Source organism: Leifsonia shinshuensis (assembly GCF_014217625.1).
Classification (GTDB): domain Bacteria; phylum Actinomycetota; class Actinomycetes; order Actinomycetales; family Microbacteriaceae; genus Leifsonia; species Leifsonia shinshuensis_A.
On sequence record NZ_CP043641.1, the window covers coordinates 1,601,625 to 1,626,470 of the forward strand.

Here is a 24,846-nt window from a genome sequence, read left to right on the forward strand (position 1 = left end):
CGAGAGGAACCGCACCATGAGCACCACAGCACCCGAGCCCGGCCAGCCCTGGCAGCCGGCGCCGCAGTACGGACAGCAGCCGCCGTACGCGCAGCCCGCACCGCACTACGCGCCGCAGGGCGGGGCCGTCCCTCCCGCGAAGCCGGCCAGGCCGTCGAACGGCAGCATCCTCCACCGCTGGCCCACCTGGGCGCAGAACACCGCCCTTGCGGTCGGCGCCGTCGCCATCCTCGTCGTCGTCTTCTTCGCCGGCTACTTCACCGCGCACGCGATCGACGGCGGCACGCGCGGCGGCTTCGGCACCGGCCAGAACTTCACCCCGCGCCAGTTCGGCGGCAACGGCGGCTTCGGCGGCCAGTCCGGCAACGGCTTCGGCGGCCAGTCCGGTTCCGGGACCGGTTCGGGCACCGGTTCCGGAAACGGCTCGTAAGAACCCTTACCAGCTGACGGCCACTACCAGCTGACGGGGAGGGCCTTGCCCTCCTCGTAGCCGGCGGCGGACTGGATGCCGACCAGCGCGCGGTCGTGGAACTCCGCCAGCGTGCGCGCTCCCGCGTAGGTGAACGAGCTGCGCAGGCCGGTGGTGATCATGTCGAGGAGGTCCTCCACCGACGGCCGCAGCGGGTCCAGGTAGATGCGCGAGCTGGAGATGCCCTCGGCGAACAGCGTCTTGCGGGCCCGGTCGAACGCGTCGAGACGCTCGAACCGTCCGGTGACCGCCTTGGTGGAGGCCATCCCCCAGCTCTCCTTGTAGAGCGCTCCGCGCTCGTCGCTCACGATCGCGCCAGGCGCCTCGATCGTGCCGGCGAACCACGAGCCGATCATCACCGACGCTCCGCCCGCGGCGAGAGCGAGCGCGACGTCGCGCGGGTACCGCACGCCGCCGTCGGCCCAGACGTGGGCGCCGAGCTCGCGCGCCGTCGCGCTGGTCTCCAGCACCGCGGAGAACTGCGGGCGGCCGACCGCGGTCATCATGCGCGTCGTGCACATCGCGCCGGGCCCCACGCCGACCTTGAGGATGTCGGCGCCCGCTGCGACAAGGTCGCGGACGGCCTGCTCCGTGACGACGTTGCCCGCGACGATCGGCAGCCCGAGCCCGAGCTGCCTGACGGTGTGGATGGCGCGGCGCATGCCGTCCTGGTCGCCGTGCGCGGTGTCGATCACGAGCACGTCGACGCCGGCGGCCGCGAGCGCCTTGGCCTTCGCCGCGACGTCCCCGTTGATCCCGACCGCCGCCGCGACGCGCAGCCGGCCGTGCGCGTCGAGCGCCGGCGTGTAGATGGTGGAGCGCAGCGCGCTCGTGCGGCTCAGCGTGCCGACCACCCTGCCGTGGGAGAGCACCGGCGCGAAGGCGAGCCCCGCGGCGTCCATGACGTCGAACGCGGCCCGGCCGTCCGGGAGGTCGTCCGCGTCGAGCGAGGTGAGCGCGCCGTGCAGGAGGTCGCCGATCCGCGCGTCCGGCAGCGCGGAGCCGAGCTGGACGGTCGCGAGGCAGCCGAGGTACTTCCCGGCGTCGTCGCTCACGACCACCCCGTGCCCCTCGACGGCCGGGACGCGCCGCAGCACGTCGGCCACGGTCTCCTCCGGCCGCGCCTCGTACGGCGTGTCGAACGCCACCGGCTGGGCCTTGACCCAGCGGATCGCCTCGTCCAGGTCCTGCAGGTGCATGTCCTGCGGGAGCACGCCGAGACCGCCGCGTCGGGCGAGGGTCGCGGCCAGCCGCTTGCCCGTCACCGAGTTCATGTTCGCGGACACGATCGGGATGGTCGCCCCTGTGCCGTCCTGCGGCGCGAGGGACACGTCGAGGCGGCTCGTCACGTTCGATCGCGATGGCACGAGGAAGACGTCGGAGTACGTGAGATCGTGCCGCGGAGTCGTCGCATAGAACTGCATGAGAATAACGGTATCCTCCCGGGCCGAACGCCCGCACCCGGGCGCGGATGGGATTAGGCTTGATGCTCGGATGGAACGGGTGGCCAGTGGCCGCCCGATCGTAACGAATCAACGGAGAGAGTGGGCGATCGGCTGTGTCGAGCCAATTGACCGGTGTGGGAACCGACGACGGATCGTCGGGTGAGTTCGGAGCCAACGAATGGCTCGTCGAGGAGCTGTACGAACAGTTCCTCCGGGACAGGAACTCGGTCGACAAGTCCTGGTGGCCGATCCTGGAGAGCTACAAGCCGAGCGTGAAGGACGGCGAGGCCTCCACGCCGAGCGAGACCCCCGCTCCGACGCCGGCCGAGCCGGGCGTCCCCACCCCCAGCGAGCCGACGATCCCGACTCCCACCGAGCCGACCGTCCCGACGCCTCCGCCGGCACAGCCGACCCCGGCCCCCGCGCCCGGCGCCCCCGAGCCGCCCGCCCCGCCTGCGGAGTCCGCGGCGCCGTCCGAGCCCCGCCCGGTCACGACCCCCATCCCGATCATCGGCGCCCAGCCGGTGGCGCGCACCACCTCGATCGCGCCCAAGCCGCAGCCGGTCCCGGCCGACGCGCCGGTCACCTCGCCCAACGCCACCGTCGAGGCGGCCGAGGAGGACAAGGTCACCCCGCTGCGCGGCATGTCGAAGTCGCTGGCCACCAACATGGACGCCTCGCTCAGCGTCCCGACCGCGACCAGCGTGCGGACCATCCCCGCCAAGCTGATGATCGACAACCGCATCGTCATCAACAACCACCTCAAGCGCGCACGCGGCGGCAAGGTGTCCTTCACCCACCTGATCGGCTGGGCGCTCATCCAGGCGCTCAAGGAGTTCCCGAGCCAGAACGTGTTCTACGAGGAGGTCGACGGCAAGCCGTCGGTCGTCGCCCCCGCGCACATCAACCTCGGCATCGCGATCGACCTCCCGAAGCCCGACGGCACCCGCGCCCTGCTCGTGCCGAGCATCAAGCGCGCCGACACGATGCGCTTCGGCGAGTACCTCGCCGCCTACGAAGACCTCGTCTCGAAGGCCCGCAACAACAAACTGGTCGCCGGCGACTTCGCCGGCACCACGATCTCGCTGACCAACCCGGGCGGCATCGGCACGGTCCACTCCGTCCCGCGCCTGATGAAGGGCCAGGGCGCCATCATCGGCGCCGGCGCGCTCGAGTACCCGGCCGAGTTCCAGGGCTCCAGCGAGAAGACCCTGGCCGGCCTCGCGATCGGCAAGACGATCACGCTGACCAGCACCTACGACCACCGCGTCATCCAGGGCGCCGGCTCCGGCGAGTTCCTGAAGATCGTGCACGAGCTGCTGATCGGGAAGCGCAGCTTCTACGAGGACATCTTCGCCGAGCTGCGCATCCCGTACATGCCGATCCACTGGAACCCGGACATCTCGGTCGACCTGGCGAGCGCCGTCGACAAGACCGCCCGCGTCCAGGAGCTGATCAACTCCTACCGGGTGCGCGGCCACCTGATGGCCGACATCGACCCGCTGGAGTACGTCCAGCGCAGCCACCCGGACCTCGAGATCGAGAACCACGGCCTCACCTTCTGGGACCTCGACCGCGAGTTCGTCACCGGCGCGTTCGGCGGCGACAAGCGGAAGATGAAGCTCCGCGACATCCTCGGCGTGCTGCGCGACTCGTACTGCCGCACGGTCGGCGTCGAGTACATGCACATCCAGGACCCTGCCCAGCGCAAGTGGTTCCAGGACAAGCTCGAGCGCCCCTACGAGAAGCCCACCCACGACGAGCAGCTGCGCATCATGGGCAAGCTCAACGAGGCGGAGGCGTTCGAGACCTTCCTGCAGACCAAGTACGTCGGCCAGAAGCGCTTCAGCCTGGAGGGCGGCGAGTCGACCATCGCGATGCTCGACACCATCCTGCAGGGAGCAGCGGAGGCCGGGCTCGACGAGGCCGCGATCGGCATGGCCCACCGCGGCCGGCTGAACGTGCTCACCAACATCGCGGGCAAGACCTACGGTCAGATCTTCCGCGAGTTCGAGGGCACCCAGGACCCGCGCACGGTCCAGGGCTCCGGCGACGTCAAGTACCACCTCGGCACCGAGGGCACCTTCAAGGGCGCCGACAACGCCGAGATCCCGGTCTACCTGGCGGCGAACCCGTCGCACCTGGAGGCCGTCGACGGCGTCCTGGAGGGCATCGTCCGCGCCAAGCAGGACCGCCGCCCGGCCGGCACCTTCCTCACGCTGCCGATCCTCGTCCACGGCGACGCGGCGATGGCCGGCCAGGGCATCGTGGTCGAGCAGATGCAGATGTCGCAGCTGCGGGCCTACCGCACCGGCGGCACCATCCACGTCAACATCAACAACCAGGTCGGCTTCACCACGCCTCCCGGCGAGGGCCGCACGTCGGTCTACTCGACGGACGTTGCGAAGACCATCCAGGCGCCGATCTTCCACGTGAACGGCGACGACCCGGAGGCCGTGGTGCGCGTCGCGCAGCTCGCCTTCGAGTACCGCCAGGAGTTCAAGCGCGACGTGGTCGTCGACCTCATCGTCTACCGCCGCCGCGGTCACAACGAGGGCGACGACCCCTCGATGACCCAGCCGCTGATGTACAACCTGATCGAGGCGAAGCGCTCCGTGCGCCGCCTGTACACCGAGGCCCTCGTGGGCCGCGGCGACATCACCGAGGAGGAGTACGAGGCCGCGCACGCCGACTTCCAGGACCGCCTCGAGCGCGCCTTCATGGAGACGCACGCGGCGCAGACCAACTCGGTGCCGATCATCACGCAGGGCGAGGCCACGGCCGACCTCGAGCACCCGATCGCGCAGCAGGACGAGAACGACAACGTCGGCGAGCCGGACACCACGGCCGTCAGCGAGCAGGTCATCTCGCTCATCGGCGACGCGTTCAACAACCCGCCCGCGGGCTTCACCGTGCACCCGAAGCTGCAGCAGCTCCTCAACAAGCGCAGCGACATGAGCCGCAACGGCGGAATCGACTGGGGCTTCGGCGAACTGCTGGCGCTCGGCAGCGTCCTGCTGGAGGGCACCCCGGTGCGCCTGGTCGGCCAGGACTCCCGCCGCGGCACCTTCGTGCAGCGCCACGCGGTGCTCCACGACCGGATGAACGGCCAGGAGTGGCTGCCGCTGGCGAACCTCAGCGACAACCAAGCGAAGTTCTGGATCTACGACTCGCTGCTGAGCGAGTACGCGGCGATGGGCTTCGAGTACGGCTACTCGGTCGAGCGGGCCGACGCGCTGGTGCTGTGGGAGGCCCAGTTCGGCGACTTCGCCAACGGCGCCCAGATCATCATCGACGAGTTCATCTCCTCGGCCGAGCAGAAGTGGGGCCAGCGCTCGTCGCTCGTGCTCCTCCTCCCGCACGGCTACGAGGGCCAGGGACCCGACCACTCCAGCGCGCGCATCGAGCGCTACCTGCAGCTGTGCGCCGAGAACAACATGACCGTCGCGCGCCCGTCGACCCCGGCGTCGTACTTCCACCTGCTGCGCCGCCAGGCCTACGCCCGGCCGCGCCGCCCGCTGGTGGTGTTCACGCCGAAGGCGATGCTGCGCCTGCGCGGCGCCTCCAGCAACGTCGAGGACTTCACGAACGGCAAGTTCGAGCCGGTCATCGACGACGCGCGGATCACCGACAAGGCGGCCGTCAAGCGCGTGCTGTTCATGGCGGGCAAGCTCTACCACGACCTCGCGGCCGAGCTGGAGAAGAACCCGAACCCGGAGATCGCGCTGGTGCGCGTGGAGCAGTACTACCCGCTCCCCGGCGCCGAGCTGAAGGCCGTGGCCGACTCCTACCCCAACGCCGAGCTGGTGTGGACGCAGGACGAGCCGGAGAACCAGGGCGCCTGGCCGTTCATCATCCTGGAGACCTCCAAGCTGGGCCCGCGCCCGATCGGCGTCATCTCGCGTCCCGCGTCGGCGTCGCCGGCGGCCGGCTCCGCGAAGCGCCACGCGCAGGAGCAGTCGCTGCTCATCCAGCGCGCCCTGACGCTGTAACCCCCGCGTAGCGAACGGAGGAGCCGCGGCCCGAAACGGGCCGCGGCTCCTCCGGTGTCTGCGTTTCGGGGGTGTTCCGGGGCGGATCTCCTCCGCTAGCCGCGCAGGTCCGCGAGCAGCGCCTCCACCCGGCCCTTGATCTCGTCGCGGATCGGCCGCACCTCCTCGATGGGACGCCCGGCGGGGTCGGTGAGGTCCCAGTCCTCGTAGCGTTTGCCGGGGAAGATCGGGCAGGTGTCGCCGCACCCCATGGTGATGACGACGTCGGACTCCTTCACCGCCTCGGTCGTGAGGATCGCCGGAGTGTTCCCGGCGATGTCGATGCCCTCCTCGGCCATCGCCTGCACGGCGACGGGGTTGAGCCGGTCAGCGGGCTCGGAGCCGGCGGACAGCACGCGCACCCCGTCTCCACCGAGGGCGCTCAGGTAGCCGGCGGCCATCTGCGAGCGGCCGGCGTTGTGGACGCAGACGAAGAGGACGGTGGGGGCGGTGTCGGTCATGCGGGGTCTCCAGGTTCGTGGGTGGTGGGGGTGACATCGGTCTGAGCCGCGAGCCGCCGGTTCGCACGGTCGACCGCGCGGGAGACCTCCACGTCGGGTCGGCCGTGCGCGATCCCGAAGCAGACCAGCTGCAGCGGATACGTCGCCGCGATCACCTGGGCGCGGCGCTCGACGTCGGCGTCGACCACACCGCGCAGCGCCTCCCAGCCGTGCCACGTCGCCAGGGCGGCGACGTCCTCGGCGGGATCGCCGGCGCTGGCCAGGTCCCAGTCGACCACACCCGCGACCCGCCCGTCCGACCAGAGCACGTTGGCTCCCGCGAGGTCGCCGTGGGTGAGCACCGCCTCCGCCGGCGGCTCCAGTGCCGAGAGCGCGTCGGCGATCCGTTCCGCGCGCGGTCGCACGGCGGCGTCCAGGCGCGGGATCGCCTCCTCGTGCATGAGGCGGCGCCACGCGTCGCCTCCCATGAAGACGCGCGGAGGCGCCAGGTGTACGTCCACGATCTCGAGCGGGACAGCGCGAAGGCTCGCGAGCAGAAGCCCGAGTTGCTCCGGGTCGCCGCTTCCGCTGGGGTGCGGCTCCCCCGGCACTCGCCGCTGCGCGATGGCGGTCAGCCCTCCGGCGCGGACCGGCTCCGCCACCGACCGCGGCACCCCGAACGGCAGCTCGGGGAGGGCGTCGATGAGCCGCTGCGCCCGCTCCAGCTGAGCGGAGGCCTGCGGGTCGCGGCCGACGCGCACCGCGGTCCGGCCGGCGAGCACCACGAGGTTCGCGGACCCGTGCTCGATGACGCTTCGGGGATCGGGACGCGTGTCCTCCCCGGCCGCTCTCAGCGCCCCCGCGACGAGCTCCGCGAACACCCGAGGCCCAGGTGTCACGAAACCGGTCTCGACCACACCTCCACGATAGGCGACCGGCGTCAGCCCTCGTCCCGCAGCCGCGCGTGGAAACCGCGGATCGCCTCCGCCGCCGCCTCGGGATGCTCGAACCCCGCGAAGTGGCCTCCCGCCGGCGCCTGCGCGAACTCCTCGAGCCGCGGGGCCGCGCGCTCGGCCAGCGAGCGTGGGAAGCCCGCCATGGCAGGCTCCCGCGCGAGGTAGACGCCGACCGGGGACGCGAGCGGCGGGCGCGGCGGGTTGCGATCGTAGTCGTAGTACTGCTGGAACGACGTCCCGATGCTCTCCGTCGTCCAGTACAGCGTCGCGATCGTGTAGAGGATGCCGGAGTCGACCACGCGCTGCCACGTCCCGTCCGAGTCCGTGTCGATCCAGTCGTGCCACTTGTCGGCGATCCAGGCGAGGAGTCCGGCCGGCGAGTCGTTCAGCGCCGCCGCGATGGTGTCGGGACGGGTGAGCATGATCTCGCTGTAGCCGCCGTCCAGGCGGTCGTACTCGTCCAGCGCGACGAGGTAGCGGGCCTCCTCCTCGCCGACCGGGTCGCCCTCCGGGAACGGCCCGCTCAGCAGCTGGATGCCGACGACGCTGTCCGGGTGGTCGACGCCGAGCCAGGTGGAGGCTCCCCCGCCGATGTCGCCGCCGAACGTCGCGTAGCGGTCGAAACCGAGCGCCTCTGTCATCAGCCCGTGCAGCGCGTCCGCGATCGCGCGCCGGGTCAGCGGCGGCTCGAGCGGCTCGGAGAACACGAACCCGGGCAGCGAGGGGATCACGACGTCGAACGAATCCGAGAGCAGCCGTGCGAGCGGCAAGTACTCCACGAACGCGCTCGGCCAGCCGTGCAGGAGCAGCAGAGGGGTGTGCGGGCCGTCGCCGGCGCCGCGCACGCGGGCGAAGTGGATGCGGTGCCCTGCCACCTCTGCGACGTGCTGCTCGACCGCGTTCAGCCGCTCCTCCTCCGCGCGCCAGTCGAACGCCAGCCAGCCGTCCACCAGGGCGCGCAGCTCCGTGTCGCCGGGGCCGCCCTCCCAGCCGGGCCGCGGCGAGCGCAGATAGCGCGTGCGGGCGAGACGGTCCCTCAGGTCCGCGAGGACGTCGTCGGGCACGTGGAGGCGGAAGTCGTCGATGGCCATGCCGCCAACCTAGCCGCGGGGCCCGACAGCCGGAACCGCCGGGCCCGCACCGGCTACTCCCGGGCCAGCATCGCAGCGGCCTCCCGCTCCAGGTCGACGTACGGATCGCCGCTGACGTCCACGATCACGCGGTGCAGCGTGCCGCCGGCGAACCGGTAGGGCCGCTCGCCCGGGTAGTCGTCGGTCACCGGCTCGCCGCCGTCGTAGCCGACGCACAGTCCCTCGCCGGCGAGGCTGAACATCCCCGGCTGGGTCTTGATGCGGCCCTCGCCGACCTTGCGGTCGCCGTGGTACAGGCTCAGGATGCCGGTCGCTACGCCCGGGGCCTCTTCGCCGTCCTTGTCGAACGAGGCGGAGAGGATGAGATCGCTCCGGGTGGGCAGATCCTCCGTCGCGTCGACGCGCTGCTCGAGGCTGCCGACGTAGTTGTAGACGTAGTGGAGCCTGCCGTCCCGCAGGTACAGCGCGTGGCCGCCGAACCGGGCTCCGTGCGCGAAGAGCACGCCTTCGGCTCCCGGGTCGGGCAGGTCGACGTGTGCCGCGACGACGTACGACCGGTTGCGGACGTTGACCGCCTGCGTCTCCGGGATCTCCGCGCCGCCCGCCCGGTAGATGTAGCGGTTGCGCGGGCTCGTGAGCTGCGGCCGCGGAGTCCGCAGGATCTCCAGCGCTGAGCGGTCGTCGAGCGGGAAGGCCTGGTTCGCGCCCGCTTCGGCGAACCACAGGTTGACCAGCTCGCGTACCTTGTCGGGATGCTCCGCCGCGAGGTCGTGGCTCTCGGAGCGGTCGACGTCGGTGTGGTACAGCTCCCAGGTGTCGTCGTTGAAGTGGCTCCAGCCGCTGATCACCGGGTGGGTCGAGACCGCCTTCCAGCCGTCGTGCCACAGCGACCGGGAGCCGAGCATCGCGTAGAACTGCACGTGGCGGGCGGAGGGGGCGTCGGCGTCCGCGACCGCCGAGCGCATGCTGACGCCGTCCATCCGGGACTGCACGTAGCCGCCGATCTGCTCCGGCACCTCCACCCCGAGCAGATCGAGCACGGTCGGGACGATGTCGACCGCGTGGTGGTACTGGTGCCGGAGCTCGCCGCCGTGCCCGAGCACTTTGGGCCACGACAGGATGCACGGGTCGGCCGTGCCGCCGTTGTAGTCGTAGCGCTTCCACATCTTGAACGGGGTGTTGAAGGCCATCGCCCAGCCCGTCGGGTAGTGGTTGTACGTCTTCGTGCCGCCCAGCTCGTCCAGGAGTGCCAGGTTCTCCTCCAGGCTGTCCGGGATGCCGTTGAAGAACTTGTTCTCGTTGACCGAGCCGTCCGGGCCGCCCTCGCCGCTGGCGCCGTTGTCGGAGACCAGCACGATGAGGGTGTTGTCGAGGTGCCTGGACTCCTCCAGGTAGTCGAGCAGCCGTCCGATGTGGTGGTCGGCGTGCGCGAGGAAGCCCGCGTACACCTCGGCCATGCGCGCGTACAGCCGCTTCTCGTCGTCGCCGAGGGTGTCCCACGGCTTGGTGTAGTCGAGAGCCGGGAACGGCTGCCCGTCCGGGCCGCTGCGCGTCTCGGGGGTCCCGATCGGGTTGATCGGCGGCAGGTCGGTGTCCTCCGGCACCAGCCCCAGCGCGATCTGCCGCTGCAGGGTCTCCTCGCGGATCTTCTCGTAGCCGCCGTCGAACTGCCCCTCGAACTTGTCGATCCACTCCTTCGGTGCGTGGTGCGGGGCGTGGCACGCGCCGGGCGCGTAGTAGAGGAAGAACGGCTTGTCAGGCGCCACCGCCTTCGCGTCGACGATGAACTCGATCGCCTTGTCCGTCAGGTCGGCGGTCAGGTGGTACCCCTCCTCGGGCGTCGCGGGCTGGTCGACCGGGTGGTTGTCGTAGACGAGGTCGGGATACCACTGGTTCGTCTCGGCGCCGAGGAAGCCGTAGAACCGCTCGAAGCCGCGGCCGGTCGGCCAGTTCCGGCGCGTGGAGGCCAGGTTCATCTCGTCGGACGGGCACAGGTGCCACTTGCCCAGGGCGTAGGTGTTCCAGCCCTGCTCGCCCAGGATCTGGGACAGCATGCCGTTCTCGGGCGGGATGGTGCCGCTCGCGTTCGGGAACCCGGTCGCGGCCTCCGTGATGCACGCCATCGAGTTGCGGGTGTGGTTGCGCCCGGTGAGGAGGGCGGAGCGCGTCGGCGAGCACAGCGCGGTGGTGTGCCACTGGGTGAACCGCACGCCCGAGTCGGCGAGCCTGTCGATGTTCGGGGTCTCGATGGGGCCGCCGTAGCAGCTCATCGCCGAGAATCCCACGTCGTCGAGCACGATCATGACGACGTTGGGCGCGCCGTCCGGCGCTTTCGGCGGCTCGAACGGCGTCCAGTCGGGCTCGGAGTCGCGGATGTCGAGGTCGATCCGGCCTCGGAACTGAGCGGGCATTGCCTCCCCTTTCGGCGCCGGCCGGACGTGGCCGGACGGCCGCACCCTAACTCCGGGCGTCGAATCGCGGCAAGGACCGTCGTGGCGGATCTCGGCGGGTCGGCTCACTCGACGAAGACGGTGCTCCAGTCGTCGCGCACGCTGACCAGCGTCAGCCCGTCGGCCTCCACGGCGGCGAGCGCCTCCTCAGCTCCCGTGTCGTACGGCAGGTCTCCCCGGCCGTCGTCGTCGTGGTGGATCAGCAGGCTCAGCGAGCGCGGGTGCCTCCGCGGGAAGCGCAGCATCGGCAGGTCGCCGTTGGAGTTCCCTGCGGCCAGGAGAGGCCGGCGGCCCGTCCGCGTCCAGATCCGGATCGGCTTCTCCGGGCCGTCGTCGAAGAAGTCGAAGGCCGTCCCGTAACGGACGTCGTTCGACTCCCCGTCGTAGGTGAGCCCGACCGCCGAGCCGATGACGCGCTCCGGCGGGATGCCGTAGTAGGCGGTGCTGATGGGTCGCATGAAATCGCGGTCGCCTCCCGAGACGATATAGCAGTCGAAGCCGTTGGCGGCCAGGTAGTCGAGCAGTTCGACCATGGGCTGGTAGACGGCGTTCGCGTACGAGCGCTGCAGGGTGAGGTGCCGGGCGTCGCGGTAGAACGCCTCCACGGACGCGTGGTAGTCGTGCACGCTGACGCCGGCCGTCGTGCGGACGAGGGCGGCGATGAGCACGCGCAGGTCGCTGTCGTCGCCGGCGTAGTGCTTGTCGACGGCGCGGCCGAGCCACGCCAGGTCGCCGTCCCGCACCGCGGTGTACGGCTGCTGCGCGGCGAGGCCGGGGTCCGCGGCGACGGCCGCCGTCCACTGCTGGACGACGTAGGCGAGCTGCGTGGGCATCGGCTTCTCGGTCCACAGGGTGCCGTCGTTGTCGAACACGGCGATGCGCTCGGCTTCGGGAACGGCGTCTGGGCCGTCGACGACGGCCGAGACGAATCCGGTGATCGCGTCCCTGGTCGGTCCCGGACGCCAGGAGGCCAGGTCGGTCGTGGGCGCCAGGTCGGTCATGGGCGCCAGGCTAAGGAGCGCCAGGGGCTGGCGGCAACCCCGATTGCACCGGCCGATCCGGCGGCAGTACCATCCCGCCGGAAGCACACAGCGACAGCGACCAACCCCGGGAGCCGACATGACCGGAACGACCGCAGCGGCCTCGCAGGCCACCATCCGCCGCATCATCGCACCCCTCGCGCTGGCCCAGTTCATCTGCAGCTTCGCCGGCTCGAACATGAACGTGATGATCAACGACATGTCGCGCGACCTCGGCACGACCGTCCAGGGCATCCAGGTCAGTATCACGCTGTTCCTGCTGACGATGGCGGCGCTGATGATCCCGATGGGCAAGCTGACCGACAACATCGGCCGAAAGCGCAGCTTCGTCATCGGCCTGATCGTCTACGGGGTCGGCGCGGTCATCACAGCGCTCGCGCCGGGGCTGTGGGCCGTCATCCTCGGAAACTCGCTGCTGGAGGGGATCGGCACGGCGATGCTCATCCCGCCGGTCTACATCCTCACCACGATCTGCCTGCCCGACATCCCGACCCGTGCCGTGGCGTTCGGGATCATCAGCGGGATGGGCGGCGTGGGCGCCGCGGCCGGACCGCTCATCGGCGGGCTGATCACGACCGGGATCAGCTGGCGCGCGGCCTTCCTGTTCCAGGCCCTGGTCATCGTGGTCATCCTGCTGCTCAGCCGCTCGCTCACCGACCCGCTGCCCGCCGACCCGAAGCGGCCGTTCGACGTCGTCGGCGCGATCCTCTCGGCGCTCGGGCTGTTCGTGCTGGTCATGGGCATCCTCGCGGCCGACACGAGCGTCCCGCTGATGATCGTGCTCGTGCTCGCCGGGGTCGCGATCCTGGTCGGGTTCTTCCTCTGGGTGCGGCGGCGCGAGCGGACCGGGAGGGCGCCGCTGCTGTCCACGAGCCTGTTCCGGGTGCGGGTGTCGAACCTCGCGCTGATCACGCAGAACCTGCAGTGGGTGATCCTGATGGGCACCTCGTTCACCGTGTCGGCGTACCTGCAGGTGGTGCGCGGATACAACGCCATCCAGACCGGCGTGATCTTCACCGCCGCGACGGTCGGGCTGCTGGTGACCTCCCTGCTGGCCGGGAGACTGGCGCGCCGGTTCTCGCAGCGCGGGCTGATCGTCACGGGGTTCGTGCTGTGCGTGCCCGGCGTGGTGCTGCTGATCTGGCTGGCCGCGGGGACGACGGGAGGCTGGCCGTTCGTGCCGGGGCTGTTCCTCATCGGCGCCGGGCTCGGCCTGATGCTGACACCGTCGGTGAACGTGGTGCAGTCGGCGTTCCCCGAGAGCGTGCAGGGCGAGATCTCCGGCCTCTCGCGCAGCGTCTCCAACCTCGGCTCGACCTTCGGCACGGCCATCGCCGGCACCATCCTGGTCGCGAACCTCGCGCTCGGAGGCGAGGCGTACGGGATCGCGATGGCCGTGGTCGCGGTGCTCGGCGCGACCGGCCTGATCGCGGCGCTGCTGCTGCCGCGGTCGGCGACGGCGGCTCCCTAGCCGGGCGCCCGCCGCCGGGCGTACGTTGACGCCATGACCGTCGTGACCACGCACCGCCTCGGTGAGCCCTGCTGGGTGGACTACGCCACCACCGACCTCCCCCGCGCCCAGGAGTTCTACACGTCGCTGTTCGGCTGGACCGCCGAGACCGGCGGCGGCGAGTACGGCGGATATGTGACCTTCCGCCGCGACGGGCACCTCGTCGCCGGGATGGGCGAGGCGATGGAGGGCCAGCAGCCGAACGCGTGGCTGACGTACCTGCTGGTGGAGGACGCCGACGCCGGCGAGAAGGCGTCGGCGAACGCGGGCGCGCAGGTGCTCTCCCCCACGATGGCCGTCGGCGACCAGGGCCGGCTCGCGGTCGTCGCCGACCCGGGCGGAGCGGTCGTCGGCCTCTGGGAGCCCGAGCAGCACCGCGGCTTCGAGCTCGTCGCCGAAGTGGGCGGCCTGTCCTGGCACGAGCTGTACGCCCGGAGCTTCGCGGAGCAGGTGGAGTTCTACAAGCGCGTCTTCGGCTGGAATACCCAGGTGCTCGGCGACACCGCCGACTTCCGCTACCAGACCTTCGGCGACCCCGACGCCCCGAGCGGCGGAGTGTTCGACGCCGACGGGATGCTGCCACCGGACGTGCCGTCGCACTGGGTGGTGTACTTCGGCGTCCAGGACGCGGCGGCGGCGGTCGCGCGGGTGGTCGAACTCGGCGGCACAGCCATCCGCGACCCGTGGGACAGCGAGTTCGGCCGCTTCGCGCAGGTCACCGACCCGCTGGGCGGGTTGTTCTTCCTGCACGAGGTCCCGGGGTCGATCGCCTGAGCCGGCCGACATTCGTCACGAATCGCGCGTTTCAGCGCGCGAGAGTCGACATTCGTGACGAATCGCGCGGCCTCAGTGCACCGACGCCTGGAACGACCGGATGCGCAGCAGTACCTCGGTGCGCAGCGTCTCGGGGGCCGTCTCCTTGCACGCGCGCTGCACGACCTCGGTGAGCACGACGTTCAGGTGCGCCTCGCTGGAGCAGCCGTCGCAGTTCGCCAGGTGCTCACGGACGTCTGCAGCATCCTCGTTGCAGAGCTCGTTGCGCAGGTACTCCTCGAGTTCGGCTTTCGCCTTCTCACAGCCGCAGTCGGTCATTTCGTTCTCCTGGTGGTCTGCACGGCCGGGCTCTGGACGGCGGAGAGCCCGCGCTCGTGCGCGTAGTCGGTCAGAAGCTCCCGGAGCATCCGGCGGCCGCGGTGGAGGCGGCTCATGACGGTGCCGATCGGGGTCTTCATGATGTCGGCGATCTCCTGGTAGGAGAACCCTTCGACATCGGCGAGGTAGACGGCCAGCCGGAAGTCCTCCGGTATGGCCTGCAGCGCGTCCTTGACGGCACTGTCGGGCAGGTGGTCGATCGCCTCCGCCTCGGCCGAGCGGCTGGAGGTCGCGGAGATCGACTCCGCGCCTCCGAGCTGCCAGTCCTCGAGTTCGTCGATCGTCCCCTGATACGGCTCGCGCTGCTTCTTGCGATAGGTGTTGATGAACGTGTTGGTGAGGATGCGGTACAGCCACGCCTTCAGATTCGTGCCCTGCTGGAACTGCGCGAAGGCGGCATACGCCTTGACGTACGTCTCCTGGACGAGGTCTTGCGCGTCCGACGGGTTGCGCGTCATGCGCAGTGCGGCCGCGTAGAGCTGGTCCATGAAGGGAAGCGCCTGCTCTTCGAACAGCGCGCCCTTGTCCTCGGTTTCGGTGCTCATCAGGGGCCAGTCTAGTTGCGGCGACCGCTGAGCGACCCGGCGTCGCGTGACGCGGGAGGGCCGGGCCTTCGACGGCGCCAGCGCAGGGGTGCGCGGGAGGTCGAGGACAGCGGTTGCTGCGGGCACGGGCCGGTCCTTCCTTCGGGCTCGATCACGGATAACCTTGACAACAATGCTGATCTCGAAATATTCCGCCCCCGACTTCGATCCGTACGGCGACAACCGCACCGAGGAGCCGAACACCCTGTGGCCGGCGCCCGTCGCCGGCGGCCCGGTCACGGCCTCCGTGTCGCTGCCCGGCTCCAAGTCGCTGACCGCGCGCGAGCTGGTGCTCTCGGCCCTCGCCGACGGCCCGTCGCTGCTGCGCGCGCCGCTCCACTCGCGCGACACGGCGAACATGGTGGAGGCGCTGCGGGCGCTCGGCGTCTCGATCGTCGAGCAGCCGGGCGCGAGCGAGTTCGGCGCCGACTTCCTGATCACGCCGGCGGAGGAGCTGCTCGGCAGCACCACGATCGAGTGCGGCCAGGCGGGCACCGTGATGCGGTTCGTGCCACCGGTGGCCGGCCTCGCGCTCGGCCCGACCATGTTCGACGCCGACGACTCGGCGCGCGGCCGGCCGATGGGCGCGATCATCGCCGCGCTGCGAGCGCTGGGCGTCGACGTGAACGACGACGGCCGCGGCGCGCTCCCCTTCACGGTGCATGGCACCGGCACGGTGCGCGGCGGCGCCATCGGCATCGACGCGTCCAGCTCCAGCCAGTTCGTCAGCGCTCTGCTGCTCTCGGCGAGCCGGTTCGAGGAGGGCCTCGACCTGACGCACTCCGGCGAGCGCCTCCCGAGCCTCCCGCACATCGAGATGACCATCGCCGCCCTCGCCGCGCGCGACGTGACGGTGGAGTCGCCCGAAGTCGGCCGCTGGATCGTCCGGCCCGGCGGCATCGGCGCGCTCGATGTCGACATCGAGCCAGACCTGTCCAACGCGGCGCCGTTCCTGGCGGCCGCGGTCGTGACCGGAGGCTCCGTCACGGTCACCGGCTGGCCGGAGTCGACCACGCAAGTGGGCGCCGACCTCGCCGACCTGCTGCCGCTGTTCGGCGCGACCGTGTCGAAGGACGGCGACCGGCTCACCGTGACCGGCCCGGAGCGCATCCGGCCGATCTCGATCGACCTCTCCACCGGCGGCGAGCTCGTCCCGGCGATCGCGGCGATCGCTGCCTTCGCCGACGGCACGAGCGAGATCACCGGCATCGGCCACATCCGCCACCACGAGACCGACCGGCTCGCCGCCCTCGCGGCCGAGCTCAACGGCCTCGGCGGCGCCGTGACCGAGCTGGAGGACGGACTCCGCATCGAGCCGCGACCGCTGACCGGCGGGGTCTGGCGCAGCTACGAGGACCACCGGATGGCGACCGCCGGCGCGATCGTCGGCTTGGTCGTCCCCGGCGTGGAGATCGAGAACATCGCGACCACCGCCAAGACCCTGCCGCAGTTCCCGCAGCTCTGGACCCGGATGCTGGCAGAAGGCTCGGCGGCGTAGATGTCGTGGTGGTCGGATGACGACGACGAGGACGACGAGTACGACCTCTACGACGAGGCGGACATCCGCTCCCGGCCGAACCCCAAGGGCAACCGCCCGCGGACCAAGACCCGGCCGGAGCACGCGGACGCCGAGATCGCGCGCGTCCTCGGCGTCGACCGCGGCCGCTACACCGTCCTGCTGGACGAGGACACCGCCGACGAGCGGCAGGTCACGGCCGCCCGTGCGAGCGAGCTGAGACGCAAGGCGATCGTGACAGGCGACCGCGTCGCCGTCGTCGGCGACACCACCGGCGAGGAGGGCACGCTCGCCCGCATCGTGCGCATCGAGCCGCGCTCGACCCTGCTGCGCCGCAGCGCCGACGACACCGACGAGGTGGAGCGCGTCATCGTCGCCAACGCCGACCAGATGCTCATCGTGGTGGCCGCGGCGAACCCCGAGCCGCGCACCCGGCTGGTCGACCGCTACCTGGTCGCGGCGTACGACGCGGGCATCGAGCCGATGCTGTGCGTCACCAAGATCGACCTGGCCGACCCCGCGCCGTTCCTGGAGAACTTCGCCGGCCTCGACCTCCCGGTGTTCACGAGCCGCGAGGACCACATCCCGGTGGACGAGATCACGGCCGCCCTGGTCGGCCACGACACCGTGGTGGTCGGCCATTCCGGCGTCGGCAAGTCCACCCTGGTGAACGCGATCGTGCCGGGCGCCAAGCGTGCGACCGGCCACGTCAACGAGGTGACGGGGCGCGGGCGGCACACGTCGTCCTCCACGGTGTCGCTGCGGGTGGAGAACGCCGAAGGCCACGGCTGGGTCATCGACACCCCCGGCGTGCGCTCGTTCGGGCTCGGCCACGTGGACACCGCGAGCATCCTGAAGGCGTTCACCGACCTGGCCGCGATCGCGGAGGACTGCCCGCGCGGCTGCACCCACCTGCCGGACGCGCCGGACTGCGCGATCATCGAGGCCGTCGAGGAGGGCCGGCTCGGCGAAACCGGCCGCGCCCGCCTCGACTCCCTGCAGCGCCTCCTCGCCACCTTCGCCCGCTGACCGGCACCGTCCGACGCCGAGGGGCACGTAAACGCCCCTAAAAGGTGGTTTTAGGGGCGTTTACGTGCCCTTCGACAGTCGGGGCAGAATGGTCTCATGACTGAGGTTCGACTCGAAGCGGGACAGCCCGCGCCCACCTTCACGCTCCGCGATCAGGACGGCAACGCCGTCTCGCTCTCCGACTTCTCGGGCGACAACGTGATCGTCTACTTCTACCCGGCCGCCATGACGCCGGGCTGCACCACCGAGGCCTGCGACTTCCGCGACAACCTGAACTCGCTCGCCTCCAGCGGCTACCGCGTCATCGGCATCTCGAAGGACGTCCCGGCCAAGAACAAGGAGTTCCAGGAGCAGGAGCGCCTGAACTTCCCGCTGCTGTCCGACGAGGACCTCGCGGTGCACAACGCCTACGGCGCGTACGGCGAGAAGAAGCTCTACGGCAAGACGGTCACGGGCGTCATCCGCTCCACCTTCGTGCTGAACCCCGACGGCACCGTGCGCCTGCCGCTCTACAACGTGAAGGCGACCGGCCACGTGGCGTCGCTGCGGAAGAAGCTCGGACTGGACTGACCTGGCCGTTCACGCAGGGGCGTCGCTCGCGCGGGCATCGCCCGTGCGGCGGCGCCCGCGCGTGGCGCCGAACAGCACCAGGAGGGCCGCTGCGGCGGTGAGCACGGCTCCCGCGAGCGTCACGGCGTCCTGGAACTGCGTGGTCTGGGCGACGGTCCAGTGCGCCGAGGCGATGTCCCCGGCGAACAGCGACGCGAGGACCGTGCCCGCGAGGGCGATCCCGAGCGCAGAGGCCACCTCCGACGCGGTGTCCGTGAGGGCGGCGCCCACGGTGGTGCGGTTCTCCGGGAGGCCGCCGATCACGTTGACCGCCGCGACGACGCCGTTGACGCGCAGGCCCGCGGCGACCAGGACGAGCGCGAGCGCGACCCAGACGTACCCGAGGCGGCCGAGGGCCGTGTAGACCGCCAGCCCCAGGACGACCGCGGTGGAGCTCAGCCACGCCGCCCGGACGATGCCGACCTTCTTGACGAAGGGGTCGACGAACGGGCCGAGACCGAGCAGCACGGCCACCTGCGGCAGCAGGCCGAGCGCGGCGAGGGCGGGAGGCCAGCCCCAGTCCAGCTGGAGCTGGAGGGTGACGAGGTAGCCCATCCCGGCCATGGCCAGCCCGGTCGCGGCCTTGTAGGCGAGTCCGCTCGACACCAGCGGACGGCGCACGAGGCCCAGGTCGAGGAGCGGATGCTCCGCGCTGCGCTCGCGCAGCACGAACAGCACGGCGGACACCACGGCGGCGGCGGAGGCCGCCCACGGCGCCCAGGACCCGGCCCCCGCGTCGACGAACAGGGTCGGGGCGACGAGCGCGAGCACGATCGTCGCCGTCCCGAGCACGCCGCCGAGGAGGTCGGCCGGCGCACGGTGCAGCGTCGCGGGATCGTCGGCCGCGATCCCGAACCGGATCCCGACCATCGCGAACAGCGCGATCGGGACGTTGACCAGCAGCAGGACCTGCCAGGGCGCGACCGCGAGGACGAGGCCGCCCAGTGTCGGAGCGACGGCCAGGCCGACGAGGCCGACCGTCGAGATGAGGGTGATCGCCCGCACCCGCAGGCTCTCGGTGCCGAACAGGCGGAAAGCGAGGGCGGCCGATCCCGGCGTGGTCATCGCGGCGGCGATGCCCATCGCGGCGCGCACGGCGATGAGCTGCTCCGCCGTCGTCACCCACGCGGTGGCGAGGCCGGCGAGCGCGAGGAGCCCGAGGCCGACCAGCATGACGCGACGGCGCCCGAAGCGGTCGGCGACGGCGCCGAAGGCCAGCATCAGGCCGCCGAAGACGACGGCGTAGACGCCGGTGACCCACTGCAGGGCGACCGTGGAGGCGGAGAGCTCGCGGCCGATGGTGGGCAGAGCGACGTTGAGGATCGAGTTGTCCAGCATCTCGAAGAGGAAGACGGCGGAGAGCCCGGCGAGCGCCGGCCACGCCTCGCGGAGCGACTGCGGTGTGCGGCGCGTGGAAGCCGGGGACTCGCTCGCGAGGTGCTGAGGGGTCATGGCGGGGTCCTCCGGGGATGGTCGGGTCGATCGGGTTGTCGTTCGATGTGTCGAACGGTGTTCGTTCAACGATCACTGTTCTACAACCGAACGACGTTCGTGTCAACTGCTAGGCTGGCCGCATGACCGACCGGACCCCGTCCCGCGACCGCTGGGCGGCCGACATCGCCCGCCTGGACGCACCGGCCTCCCCCGCCCGGAAGGCGCCGCTGAGCGCGGAGCGGATCATCGACGCGGCGTTCGGGATCGTGGAGGCGGAGGGTTACGAAGCGCTCACGATGCGCCGCGTCGCCGTGCTGCTCGGCACCGGCCCCGCGTCGCTGTACGCGCACGTGCGCAGCAAGGCGGAGCTGGACGACCTCCTGATCGGCCGGCTCTGCGCCGAGGTCCCGTTGCCGACCCCGTCGGTCGACCAGTGGCGCGCGCAGTTCCTGGCCGTGTGCGCAGGGCTGCGCGACCAGTACCTGCGCTACCCCGGCATCTCGGCGGCGGCATTCACGGCGGCGCCGCAAAGCCTGGAGACCATGCGGATCAGCGAGGGCCTGCTCGCCATCCTGCTCGCGGCGGGAGTCGCACCCCTGGATGCGGCCTGGACGATCGACGCCGCCTTCCTCTACGTGAGCGCCTACAGCCTGGAGGTCGCGCTCCGGACGCGGGCGGAGGAGCGGGACGGCGAGCCGTCGCGGGACCGCGGCGAGCTCGCCGAGCGCCTGCGGATGCTGCCCGCCGAGCGCTTCCCGAACACCGTGGCGCACGCGGACGAGCTGACCTCCGGCCGCGGCCACGAGCGCTTCGACTTCACGCTGAACCTGCTGCTGGACGGTCTCCGCCGGCCGTAGTCCCGTGCCGTCCGGTCGCCGGAGTGATCATAGGTGTTTGCAATCTGCGATCTGGCATTCTAATGTCGAGGGGCGGCCGTTTCCGGCCGGCCACGTACGAAGGAGTGCACCCCATGAGCGCAACCGCCGAGCGGACCATCGCCCACCCCACGACCCAGGCCCCGGCCGCGTCCCCGGCCCGCGCTGAGGTCGCCGACCCCGGCCCGCTCGGCCTCGCCGCGTTCGCGCTGACCACGATGCTGCTGAGCCTCGCCAACGCGGGACTCGTCGGCGAGGCGGGCGCGACGGCCGTCGCGATGGCCCTGTTCTACGGCGGCCTGACCCAGTTCGCGGCCGGCCTGTGGGAGTTCGCGCGCGGCAACACCTTCGGCGCCACCGCGTTCACGTCGTACGGCGCCTTCTGGCTGTCGTTCTGGTGGCTGCGCACCGCCCCCGGCCTGGCCGAGGAGGCGGGCTCCCTCGGCGTCGGCTTCTTCCTCCTGGCCTGGACGATCTTCACTGCGCTGATGACGGTCGCCGCGGCGAAAACCAACGGGGCCACGCTGGCGGTGTTCGTGCTGCTGACGCTGACGTTCGTCGCCCTCACGATCGGCGACCTGGCGGGCGCGACGGGAGCGACGAGGGTCGGAGGCTGCCTCGGACTCGCGACGGCGGCCGTCGCGCTCTACACCTCGTGGGCGGGCGTCACGAACGCGACGTGGAAGCGCCAGGTGCTTCCGGTGTGGCCGCGCAGTTGAAACGATGGGATCGCGGCACGCAGCCGCCGCACCACCACGCCACTTACGCCGGCAGCCGCGGCACCGACGCGATCAGGCGCTGCGTGTACGCGTCGCGCGGCGCGCCGAGGACCTCCCGGGTCGGCCCCTGCTCCACCACGCGACCGTCGCGCAGCACGACCGTCTGCTCGCAGAGCGTCGCGACCACACTGAGGTCGTGCGAGACCATGACCACCGTCATCCCCTCCTGCTGGGCGAGCTCGCCGAGCAGGTCGATGATCTGGATCCGCGTCGTCACGTCGAGCGCGCTGACCGGTTCGTCGGCGAGGAGGATGCGCGGGCGAGAGACGATCGCACGTGCGATGGCGATGCGCTGGCGCTGGCCTCCCGAGAATTCGTGCGGGTAGCGGCTCGCCGCGTCGTCCGGCAGGGCCACAGCGCGCAGCGCCTCAGCGACCCGCGAGCGGGCGTCGGCTCCCGACGCGATCCGGAGCGAGGCGAGCGGCTCGCCGACGATCCTCCCGACGCTCTGGCGCGGGTCGAGGGACGAGTACGGATCCTGGAACACGGTCTGCACGCTGCGACGGAACTCCCGCATCAACGCCCGGTCGCCCCGGTAGAGCGGCCTCCCGTCGAACAGCACGCTCCCCGAGGTCGGGCTCGCGAGTCCCAGCAGCAGCGACAGCACGGTGGTCTTGCCCGCGCCGGACTCCCCCACCAAGCCGACGCTGCGCCCGGGCTCGACGGCGAACGAGACGCCCTCCAGCGCCGGGGCGCTCGCCCGGCGGTAACGGAAGCCTGCGTCGCGGAGTTCGAGGACGGCGGTCATCGCACCTCCAGGGCGGCGTCCAGTTCGCGCGCGCTGCGCACGAGCTCGGCCGTGTACGGGTCGGCCGGGGAAGTCAGGATGCGCTCGATCGTGCTCTCCTCGACCACGCGCCCGGCCCGCAGCACCAGCGCGCGCTCGGTCATCCGCGACACCACGGCGAGGTCGTGGCTGACGAACAGCAGCGCCATGCCGCGTTCGGCGACGAGGGAGTCCAAAAGCGCCAGGATGTCGGCCTGCACGGTCACGTCCAGCGCCGTGGTCGGCTCGTCCGCGATGAGGAGCTGCGGGCGGCAGGCCAGCGCGGCGGCGATCGCGACGCGTTGCCGCTGGCCTCCCGAGATCTCGTGCGGGTACGCGCGGGCGATCCGCTCCGGATCGGGAAGGCGCACCTCCTCCAGCGCCGCGTGGACGGCGTCGCGCAGCGCGGCGCCCCGCAGCCCGAGGTGCCGGCGCAGCGGCTCGGCGACCTGGGCGCCCAGGCGCATGAGCGGGTCGAGCGCCGTCAGCGGCTCCTGGAACACCGTCGACGCGGTGCGCCCGCGCAGCGGGACCAGCGCCCGCTCCTTCGCGCCGACCACCTGGACGCCGGCGAGCTGAACACTCCCGGTCGCCGTCAGGCCGTCCGGCAGGAGACCCGTGATTGCGAACGAGGTCAGCGACTTGCCCGACCCGGACTCCCCGATCAGGCTCAGCCGCTCCCCCGCGTCGAGACGGAACGAGACGTCGGACACGAGCGGAGAGCCGTCCTTGGCGGTCACCCCGAGATTCTGCACGTCGAGGATCATCGCGACCTCCTCCGCGTCGGGTCGGCCACGTCGCGCAGGCCGTCGGCCACCAAGTTCACTCCGACCACCAGCACGACGAGCGCGATGCCCGGCGCAATCGCCCCGACCGGCGCGACGGCGACGGTCCCCTGGGCCTCCTGCAGCAGCCGGCCCCACGACGCGTTCGGCGGCGGCGCGCCGAGCCCCAAGTACGACAGGCTCGCCTCCGCCAGCACGGCGACCCCGAACTGGAGCGCGAGGTTGACGCCGAGCGTCGGCCAGATGTTCGGGAGGACGTGCCGGGCGACGATCCCGCCCCACGACGTGCCCGAGGTGCGCGCCGCGGTCACGTATTGCTGCCCGAGCACACGTTTCGAGAGCACGCGCGTGAGCCGCGCGACGACCGCCGACATCGCCAGGCCGATGGCCAGGATGGCCGTGCCGAGCGAGGCGCCCTGCGCGGCCACGATGAGCATGGCGAGCAGCAGCACGGGGAAGGCGATGATGATGTCCAGCACGGCCGAGATGGTGTCGTCCAGCCAGCGCGTCGCGAAGGCGGCCAGCATCCCGATCGTGACGCCGATGACCGCGCCGATCGCGACCGCGCCGACGCCGACGGACAGGGCGATGCGCGCGCCGATCATGAGCTGCGTCGTCAGATCGCGGCCGAACCGGTCGGTTCCCAGCCAGTGCGTGCCGTCCGGCGGCTGCAGCCGGCCTCCCGAGGTGTCGCCCTGCGCGAACGGGAGCCATACGAACGACAGTGCGGCGACGAGCACCACGATGCCGACCAGGGTGAGTCCGATGCCGAGGGTCACCGACCGCCGCGCACGACGGCGGGCCCGCTCCCGCGGATCCGGCGCCGTCTGCGCCGCCTGCTGGACGACCGCGCTCATCGATTGCCCGAGATGCTCTGCCGCAGCCGCGGGTCGATCAGCCGCTGCGCGATGTCGGCGAGGAAGCCCACGATCAGCACCAGCAGCGTCGAGACGAACAGGATGCCCTGGATATCCGGGTAGTCGTGCTGCTGGATCGCGGTGAGCAGCATGCTGCCGAGGCCCGGCAGCGTGTAGACGCTCTCGACCACCACCGCGCCGAGGAAGGTCGTCGCCAGCTCGATCCCCAGGATGGAGATGACGGGCACGGACCCGTTGCGCAGCCCGTGCCGCCACATCGCCCTCCCGAACCCGGAGCCGAGCGCACGGGCGTTGCGGAGGTAGTCGCTTCCGATGACGTCGAGCGTCGCGCTGCGCACGTACCGGGCGATGGAGGCGCTCATCACAATGGCGATCGTGATGACCGGGAGGGCGAGCGACTGCAGCGCGGCCGCGGGGTCGGCCCAGTCGTCGCGCGGGAACCCGCCGGACGGGAACCAGCGCAGGTTCACCGCGAACGCGTCCACGAGCAGGATGCCCACCCAGAACACCGGCACCGCGATGCCGAGCTGCGAGAAGGCGGACAGCACCAGGCCGTACCAGCGGTCGGCCTTCCAGGCGGCGACGAACCCGATCGGCAGGGCGAGCACGAGGGCGAGCACGAACGCCATCAGCGTGAGCGGGATGGTCACCGCCAGCCGCGAGGCGATCTCGGGCCCCACCGGCAGCGACGTGATGAACGAGTGCCCGAGGTCCAGCGTCAGCAGGGAACCGAACCAGTTCGCGAACTGCTCGGGCAGCGGGAGGTTGCTGCCCACCTGCTCCTGCGCCGCCTTGATCTGATCGGGCGTCGCACTGGCCGACAGCAGGGCGTTCGCCGGGTCGCCCGGCAGGACGCGCAGCAGGAAGAACAGCACGACCATCGCCAGCAGCAGGGACACCACGAGGAACGCGGTGCGGCGGAGGAGATAGGAGGTCATGATCGTTTCAGCGTAGATGCTCGGGAGACCCGTTCGCGGGCCTCCCGAGCATCGGTGGACAACGCGTCT

At 71.3% G+C, this 24,846-nt stretch carries 22 protein-coding genes; 9 read left to right on the forward strand and 13 right to left on the reverse strand.

The features are described 5' to 3' along the window. Window positions 1-16 precede the first annotated feature (16 nt). Window positions 17-430 (forward strand): hypothetical protein, encoded by a 414-nt coding sequence (locus F1C12_RS07770; RefSeq protein ID WP_185278204.1) that lies wholly within the window; start codon window positions 17-19, stop codon window positions 428-430. A 23-nt stretch (window positions 431-453) separates the two neighbouring features. Here the strand turns inward: F1C12_RS07770 and F1C12_RS07775 are convergent, their stop codons facing one another. Continuing rightward, window positions 454-1,893, reverse strand: coding sequence for a GMP reductase (locus F1C12_RS07775; protein ID WP_185278205.1), 1,440 nt, complete (start codon window positions 1,891-1,893; stop codon window positions 454-456). 134 nt (window positions 1,894-2,027) lie between these two features. Here F1C12_RS07775 and F1C12_RS07780 point away from each other — a divergent pair, with 134 nt between their 5' ends. Then, the gene (locus tag F1C12_RS07780) at window positions 2,028-5,906 is read left to right on the forward strand and encodes a multifunctional oxoglutarate decarboxylase/oxoglutarate dehydrogenase thiamine pyrophosphate-binding subunit/dihydrolipoyllysine-residue succinyltransferase subunit (RefSeq protein ID WP_185278206.1); all 3,879 of its coding nucleotides are present in this window, start codon (window positions 2,028-2,030) and stop codon (window positions 5,904-5,906) included. Window positions 5,907-6,001: 95 nt separating this feature from the next. Here F1C12_RS07780 and F1C12_RS07785 read toward each other — a convergent pair whose 3' ends face one another. From F1C12_RS07785 to F1C12_RS07805, 5 genes are all read right to left on the reverse strand, one after another. Then, window positions 6,002-6,406, reverse strand: a complete 405-nt coding sequence (locus tag F1C12_RS07785) for an arsenate reductase ArsC (protein ID WP_185278207.1) — start codon at window positions 6,404-6,406, stop codon at window positions 6,002-6,004. Continuing rightward, the gene (locus F1C12_RS07790; protein WP_185278208.1) at window positions 6,403-7,302 is read right to left on the reverse strand and encodes a phosphotransferase family protein; all 900 of its coding nucleotides are present in this window, start codon (window positions 7,300-7,302) and stop codon (window positions 6,403-6,405) included. Before F1C12_RS07790 ends, F1C12_RS07785 begins: the two co-directional genes overlap by 4 nt. A gap of 23 nt (window positions 7,303-7,325) precedes the next feature. After that, entirely contained in the window at window positions 7,326-8,432 is a 1,107-nt protein-coding gene (locus F1C12_RS07795) for an epoxide hydrolase family protein (protein ID WP_185278209.1), read from the reverse strand. Window positions 8,433-8,485: 53 nt separating this feature from the next. Continuing rightward, window positions 8,486-10,843 carry an arylsulfatase gene (locus tag F1C12_RS07800; RefSeq protein WP_185278210.1) on the reverse strand — a complete coding sequence of 786 codons (2,358 nt, stop codon included), beginning with the start codon at window positions 10,841-10,843 and terminating at the stop codon, window positions 8,486-8,488. A gap of 104 nt (window positions 10,844-10,947) precedes the next feature. Continuing rightward, on the reverse strand, window positions 10,948-11,883 hold the full coding sequence (locus tag F1C12_RS07805; RefSeq protein ID WP_185278211.1) for an HAD family hydrolase: 936 nt from the start codon (window positions 11,881-11,883) through the stop codon (window positions 10,948-10,950). Window positions 11,884-12,001: 118 nt separating this feature from the next. Between F1C12_RS07805 and F1C12_RS07810 the strand changes: the two genes are divergently transcribed. Then, a complete protein-coding gene (locus F1C12_RS07810) occupies window positions 12,002-13,393 on the forward strand; it encodes an MFS transporter (RefSeq protein ID WP_185278212.1) in 1,392 nt (463 codons plus the stop codon). Window positions 13,394-13,426: 33 nt separating this feature from the next. Next, complete coding sequence (locus F1C12_RS07815; RefSeq protein WP_185278213.1) at window positions 13,427-14,206, forward strand: VOC family protein; 780 nt, start codon at window positions 13,427-13,429, stop codon at window positions 14,204-14,206. Between the two features lie 72 nt (window positions 14,207-14,278). Here F1C12_RS07815 and F1C12_RS07820 read toward each other — a convergent pair whose 3' ends face one another. Continuing rightward, the gene (locus F1C12_RS07820; protein ID WP_179607524.1) at window positions 14,279-14,524 is read right to left on the reverse strand and encodes a zf-HC2 domain-containing protein; all 246 of its coding nucleotides are present in this window, start codon (window positions 14,522-14,524) and stop codon (window positions 14,279-14,281) included. Beyond that, window positions 14,521-15,129: a sigma-70 family RNA polymerase sigma factor gene (locus F1C12_RS07825; protein ID WP_185278214.1), complete on the reverse strand. Its 609-nt coding sequence runs from the start codon at window positions 15,127-15,129 to the stop codon at window positions 14,521-14,523. Before F1C12_RS07825 ends, F1C12_RS07820 begins: the two co-directional genes overlap by 4 nt. A gap of 172 nt (window positions 15,130-15,301) precedes the next feature. Here F1C12_RS07825 and aroA point away from each other — a divergent pair, with 172 nt between their 5' ends. The 3 genes from aroA to bcp all read left to right on the forward strand — a co-directional run bounded on the left by aroA (window position 15,302) and on the right by bcp (window position 18,283). Next, window positions 15,302-16,666, forward strand: a complete 1,365-nt coding sequence (aroA, locus tag F1C12_RS07830; protein WP_185278215.1) for a 3-phosphoshikimate 1-carboxyvinyltransferase — start codon at window positions 15,302-15,304, stop codon at window positions 16,664-16,666. Next, window positions 16,667-17,713: a ribosome small subunit-dependent GTPase A gene (gene rsgA, locus F1C12_RS07835; RefSeq protein ID WP_185278216.1), complete on the forward strand. Its 1,047-nt coding sequence runs from the start codon at window positions 16,667-16,669 to the stop codon at window positions 17,711-17,713. Window positions 17,714-17,809: 96 nt separating this feature from the next. After that, window positions 17,810-18,283 carry a thioredoxin-dependent thiol peroxidase gene (bcp, locus tag F1C12_RS07840; protein ID WP_185278217.1) on the forward strand — a complete coding sequence of 158 codons (474 nt, stop codon included), beginning with the start codon at window positions 17,810-17,812 and terminating at the stop codon, window positions 18,281-18,283. Window positions 18,284-18,292: 9 nt separating this feature from the next. Here bcp and F1C12_RS07845 read toward each other — a convergent pair whose 3' ends face one another. Beyond that, the gene (locus F1C12_RS07845) at window positions 18,293-19,774 is read right to left on the reverse strand and encodes an MFS transporter (protein WP_185278218.1); all 1,482 of its coding nucleotides are present in this window, start codon (window positions 19,772-19,774) and stop codon (window positions 18,293-18,295) included. A gap of 122 nt (window positions 19,775-19,896) precedes the next feature. On the opposite strand from F1C12_RS07845, the gene F1C12_RS07850 reads away from it, so the two are divergent. Together F1C12_RS07850 and F1C12_RS07855 are read left to right on the forward strand one after the other, a co-directional pair. Next, a complete protein-coding gene (locus F1C12_RS07850; protein WP_185278219.1) occupies window positions 19,897-20,613 on the forward strand; it encodes a TetR/AcrR family transcriptional regulator in 717 nt (238 codons plus the stop codon). Between the two features lie 113 nt (window positions 20,614-20,726). After that, window positions 20,727-21,350, forward strand: coding sequence for an acetate uptake transporter (locus F1C12_RS07855; protein ID WP_185278220.1), 624 nt, complete (start codon window positions 20,727-20,729; stop codon window positions 21,348-21,350). 43 nt (window positions 21,351-21,393) lie between these two features. Here F1C12_RS07855 and F1C12_RS07860 read toward each other — a convergent pair whose 3' ends face one another. The 4 genes from F1C12_RS07860 to F1C12_RS07875 are packed head-to-tail and all read right to left on the reverse strand — an operon-like array spanning window position 21,394 to window position 24,777. After that, the gene (locus F1C12_RS07860; RefSeq protein WP_185278221.1) at window positions 21,394-22,158 is read right to left on the reverse strand and encodes an ABC transporter ATP-binding protein; all 765 of its coding nucleotides are present in this window, start codon (window positions 22,156-22,158) and stop codon (window positions 21,394-21,396) included. Then, the gene (locus tag F1C12_RS07865) at window positions 22,155-22,943 is read right to left on the reverse strand and encodes an ATP-binding cassette domain-containing protein (RefSeq protein WP_185278222.1); all 789 of its coding nucleotides are present in this window, start codon (window positions 22,941-22,943) and stop codon (window positions 22,155-22,157) included. Before F1C12_RS07865 ends, F1C12_RS07860 begins: the two co-directional genes overlap by 4 nt. Then, window positions 22,940-23,818: an ABC transporter permease gene (locus tag F1C12_RS07870; protein WP_185278223.1), complete on the reverse strand. Its 879-nt coding sequence runs from the start codon at window positions 23,816-23,818 to the stop codon at window positions 22,940-22,942. Before F1C12_RS07870 ends, F1C12_RS07865 begins: the two co-directional genes overlap by 4 nt. Next, entirely contained in the window at window positions 23,815-24,777 is a 963-nt protein-coding gene (locus F1C12_RS07875; RefSeq protein ID WP_185278224.1) for an ABC transporter permease, read from the reverse strand. Before F1C12_RS07875 ends, F1C12_RS07870 begins: the two co-directional genes overlap by 4 nt. Window positions 24,778-24,846: the final 69 nt, after the last annotated feature.

Bases quoted from the DNA above. Each gene is read 5' to 3' on its own strand.
- F1C12_RS07800 (WP_185278210.1), bottom strand. From the start codon at position 10,843: ATGCCCGCTCAGTTCCGAGGCCGGATCGACCTCGACATCCGCGACTCC.
- F1C12_RS07875 (WP_185278224.1), bottom strand. From the start codon at position 24,777: ATGACCTCCTATCTCCTCCGCCGCACCGCGTTCCTCGTGGTGTCCCTG.
- F1C12_RS07845 (WP_185278218.1), bottom strand. From the start codon at position 19,774: ATGACCCCTCAGCACCTCGCGAGCGAGTCCCCGGCTTCCACGCGCCGC.
- F1C12_RS07820 (WP_179607524.1), bottom strand. From the start codon at position 14,524: ATGACCGACTGCGGCTGTGAGAAGGCGAAAGCCGAACTCGAGGAGTAC.
- F1C12_RS07785 (WP_185278207.1), bottom strand. From the start codon at position 6,406: ATGACCGACACCGCCCCCACCGTCCTCTTCGTCTGCGTCCACAACGCC.
- F1C12_RS07825 (WP_185278214.1), bottom strand. From the start codon at position 15,129: ATGAGCACCGAAACCGAGGACAAGGGCGCGCTGTTCGAAGAGCAGGCG.
- F1C12_RS07860 (WP_185278221.1), bottom strand. From the start codon at position 22,158: ATGACCGCCGTCCTCGAACTCCGCGACGCAGGCTTCCGTTACCGCCGG.
- F1C12_RS07810 (WP_185278212.1), top strand. From the start codon at position 12,002: ATGACCGGAACGACCGCAGCGGCCTCGCAGGCCACCATCCGCCGCATC.
- bcp (WP_185278217.1), top strand. From the start codon at position 17,810: ATGACTGAGGTTCGACTCGAAGCGGGACAGCCCGCGCCCACCTTCACG.
- F1C12_RS07805 (WP_185278211.1), bottom strand. From the start codon at position 11,883: ATGACCGACCTGGCGCCCACGACCGACCTGGCCTCCTGGCGTCCGGGA.
- F1C12_RS07770 (WP_185278204.1), top strand. From the start codon at position 17: ATGAGCACCACAGCACCCGAGCCCGGCCAGCCCTGGCAGCCGGCGCCG.
- F1C12_RS07775 (WP_185278205.1), bottom strand. From the start codon at position 1,893: ATGCAGTTCTATGCGACGACTCCGCGGCACGATCTCACGTACTCCGAC.
- aroA (WP_185278215.1), top strand. From the start codon at position 15,302: ATGCTGATCTCGAAATATTCCGCCCCCGACTTCGATCCGTACGGCGAC.
- F1C12_RS07865 (WP_185278222.1), bottom strand. From the start codon at position 22,943: ATGATCCTCGACGTGCAGAATCTCGGGGTGACCGCCAAGGACGGCTCT.
- rsgA (WP_185278216.1), top strand. From the start codon at position 16,667: ATGTCGTGGTGGTCGGATGACGACGACGAGGACGACGAGTACGACCTC.
- F1C12_RS07795 (WP_185278209.1), bottom strand. From the start codon at position 8,432: ATGGCCATCGACGACTTCCGCCTCCACGTGCCCGACGACGTCCTCGCG.
- F1C12_RS07870 (WP_185278223.1), bottom strand. From the start codon at position 23,818: ATGAGCGCGGTCGTCCAGCAGGCGGCGCAGACGGCGCCGGATCCGCGG.
- F1C12_RS07855 (WP_185278220.1), top strand. From the start codon at position 20,727: ATGAGCGCAACCGCCGAGCGGACCATCGCCCACCCCACGACCCAGGCC.
- F1C12_RS07815 (WP_185278213.1), top strand. From the start codon at position 13,427: ATGACCGTCGTGACCACGCACCGCCTCGGTGAGCCCTGCTGGGTGGAC.
- F1C12_RS07850 (WP_185278219.1), top strand. From the start codon at position 19,897: ATGACCGACCGGACCCCGTCCCGCGACCGCTGGGCGGCCGACATCGCC.